Raw genomic sequence first — 2,711 nt, forward strand, 5'->3', positions numbered from 1 at the left:
AACCTCTTTTGTGGGGAGTACTGGATTCGAACCAGTGACCCCCTGGGTGTAAACCAGGTGCTCTGAACCAACTGAGCTAACCCCCCAATATGCTTATTTCTGTTTCTGAACGCGCCCCCTTTTCAGTAAGGCGCTGCAAATATAAAACCTATTTTTAGTTCTGCAAAAGTTTTTTCAAGAATTTTCTCAAAGTACTTCTGCCACCACAAATGTACTGCCCCCAATAAATATCATATCCGTTTTATCTGCAACAAGTTGAGCTTTTTTATATGCCTCGTTTACTGACGGATAAACTTCGCCAACCACCCCAAACTCTTTTGCTCTGTCTGCCAGCTCGTCCGCATCCATGGCTCTTGCAATATCAGCTTTTACAAAATAATAGTTCGCATGTTTGGGCAAAAGTGCCAGAACTTTCGCCGGATCTTTATCGCCAACAGTGCCAAAAACAAAATGCAACTTCTTGTAAGCTGTATTTTCCAGCTGCTGAACAATCGACTTCATTCCGTCTTCGTTATGCCCGGTATCGCAAACCGTTAACGGATTATTGCCAATTACCTGCCAACGGCCCAGCAAACCGGTAGTTGCAACCACATTTCCCAGTCCTTCACGTAAATTATCTTCTGTTATTTTATACCCCTTCTCATTTAAAAGGTCAACAGCTTTTAACACGGCCGGTATATTTTTATGCTGGTATTGACCCAATAAATCCAATGCCAATTCAGGATAAACATCTTTCCCATTCTTTGCCACATTCAGTTGTTGTTTGCCATCCATGCTCAATAGCGAATAGGCAACGTTGTATTCCTGGTCCGAGAAATAAATTGAAGTATCAAGCTCTTGCGCTTTGGCATTAAAAACCGGAGCAGTTTCAGGTTGTGTAGTTCCAATCACCACCGGAACACCCGATTTTATTATCCCGGCTTTTTCGCCGGCAATCTTCTCCAAAGTATCTCCGAGCAGGTTGGTATGATCTAAACCAATATTGGTAATAATGCTTACATCGGGCGTAATAATATTGGTAGAATCGAGCCGTCCGCCAAGCCCCACTTCCATTACTGCCACATCAATTTCCTGATCGGCAAAATAATCGAATGCCATAGCTACCGTCAGTTCGAAGAAGGAAGGTTGAATTTTCCACAATTCATTGTTAGCTTTAAAGTTATCCACCCAATCAACCACCGCCGATTCCGGCATCATTTGTCCATTAATTTTTATGCGTTCCCGAAAATCTTTCAGGTGTGGCGAAGTATATAAACCGGTTTTGTACCCGGCCGCCTGAAGCACCGATGCCAGCATATGTGAAACCGATCCTTTCCCATTGGTTCCGGCAACGTGGATTGTTCGGTACTTTCGGTGCGGATGACCATAATTTTCATCCAGTTTCAAAGTATTTTCCAGGGTATTTTTATAGGCAGCAGGCCCAGTTCTCTGAAACATAGGCAACTGACTAAACATGTAGTCTAAAGTAGCTTTGTAATCCAATGAATTCAATATTTATTAACTGGTGCAAGTTTATTAATTTTTGGCGCATCAGCCCCGATTTCTGACGAAATTATATACATTTAGAACAAATCATTTATATATGCTGAGTAAAACCAAAAAGAGTAAAATTTTCGTTCTTGATACCAACGTAATTTTACACGATCACACATGTATTTACCAGTTCCAGGATAACGACATTATCCTTCCGATTACAGTACTCGAGGAGCTGGACAAGTTTAAACGAGGAAACGACCTTATCAACTTTCAGGCACGCGAATTTACCCGGGTGCTCGATGAAATTGTTGGAGATGACATTTTTAACGGCGGGAAATCGCTTGGTGTAGGAAAAGGCCGCTTACGAATTGAAACGGGAAAACCGTTCTCGGATGAGTTAAAAGCTTCGTTTCGTGAGGATATTCCCGATCATAGAATCCTGGCTATTGCTGATTTTACCGCAAAGACGTATCCGCGTCGGAAAACGGTTCTGATCAGTAAAGACATTAACCTTCGGATGAAAGCCAAGTCGCTGGGAATTCAGGCGGAGGATTACAAAACCGACCAGGTTACCGATGAGAATGTGCTGGACAAAACCATCACTACCTTCGATAATTTTGACGATATTGTTATCGACCAGCTTTATCAGCAGGGTTCATTTGCAAAAGCCGATGTTAAAGGTTTTAATCCCGATGCCAACGAATGTTACATTTTCAGAGGCAACCAGTCGAGTGCACTGGCGCGTTACGACGCCAAATCGGAGCGCATTTACCGGGTAGAGAAAAAATCGGCTTATGGCATTAAACCACGAAATGCCGAACAGACTTTTAGTTTGAACATGCTGATGGACCCGGAAGTAAGATTGATTGCACTAACAGGAAAAGCCGGAACAGGAAAAACCTTGCTGGCTTTGGCTGCTGCAATTGAACAACACCGCCAGTACGAACAGATACTTTTGGCCCGTCCGATTGTGGCATTAAGCAACCGCGACCTTGGTTATTTGCCCGGCGATGCCAACGAAAAGATCAATCCGTACATGCAACCGCTTTTCGATAACCTCGCTGTAATCAAACATACTTTCAACCCCCGAAGCAACGAGTACCAGCTCATTGAAGAAATGGTGAAGGAAGAAAGGCTGAACATCACTCCGCTGGCGTACATCCGTGGTAGGAGTTTGTCCAACGCTTTCTTTATCATCGACGAAGCGCAAAACCTTACTCCGCACGAGATCAAAA

General features: G+C 43.4%; 2 protein-coding genes and 1 tRNA gene. 1 reads left to right on the forward strand and 2 read right to left on the reverse strand.

Annotated elements, in window-relative coordinates:
* Positions 1-11: 11 nt before the first annotated feature.
* Both ABZB17_RS22050 and ABZB17_RS22055 read right to left on the reverse strand, forming a co-directional pair.
* Positions 12-86: transfer RNA gene (locus ABZB17_RS22050), tRNA-Val, on the reverse strand.
* A 100-nt stretch (positions 87-186) separates the two neighbouring features.
* Positions 187-1,437 (reverse strand): folylpolyglutamate synthase/dihydrofolate synthase family protein, encoded by a 1,251-nt coding sequence (locus tag ABZB17_RS22055; protein WP_372653755.1) that lies wholly within the window; start codon positions 1,435-1,437, stop codon positions 187-189.
* 145 nt (positions 1,438-1,582) lie between these two features.
* Between ABZB17_RS22055 and ABZB17_RS22060 the strand changes: the two genes are divergently transcribed.
* Positions 1,583-2,711 (forward strand): PhoH family protein (locus ABZB17_RS22060; protein ID WP_372653758.1); only part of this gene is annotated, 1,129 nt, incomplete at its 3' end.

It is taken from the genome of Draconibacterium sp., from assembly GCF_041583095.1.
In the GTDB taxonomy this organism is placed as follows: domain Bacteria; phylum Bacteroidota; class Bacteroidia; order Bacteroidales; family Prolixibacteraceae; genus Draconibacterium.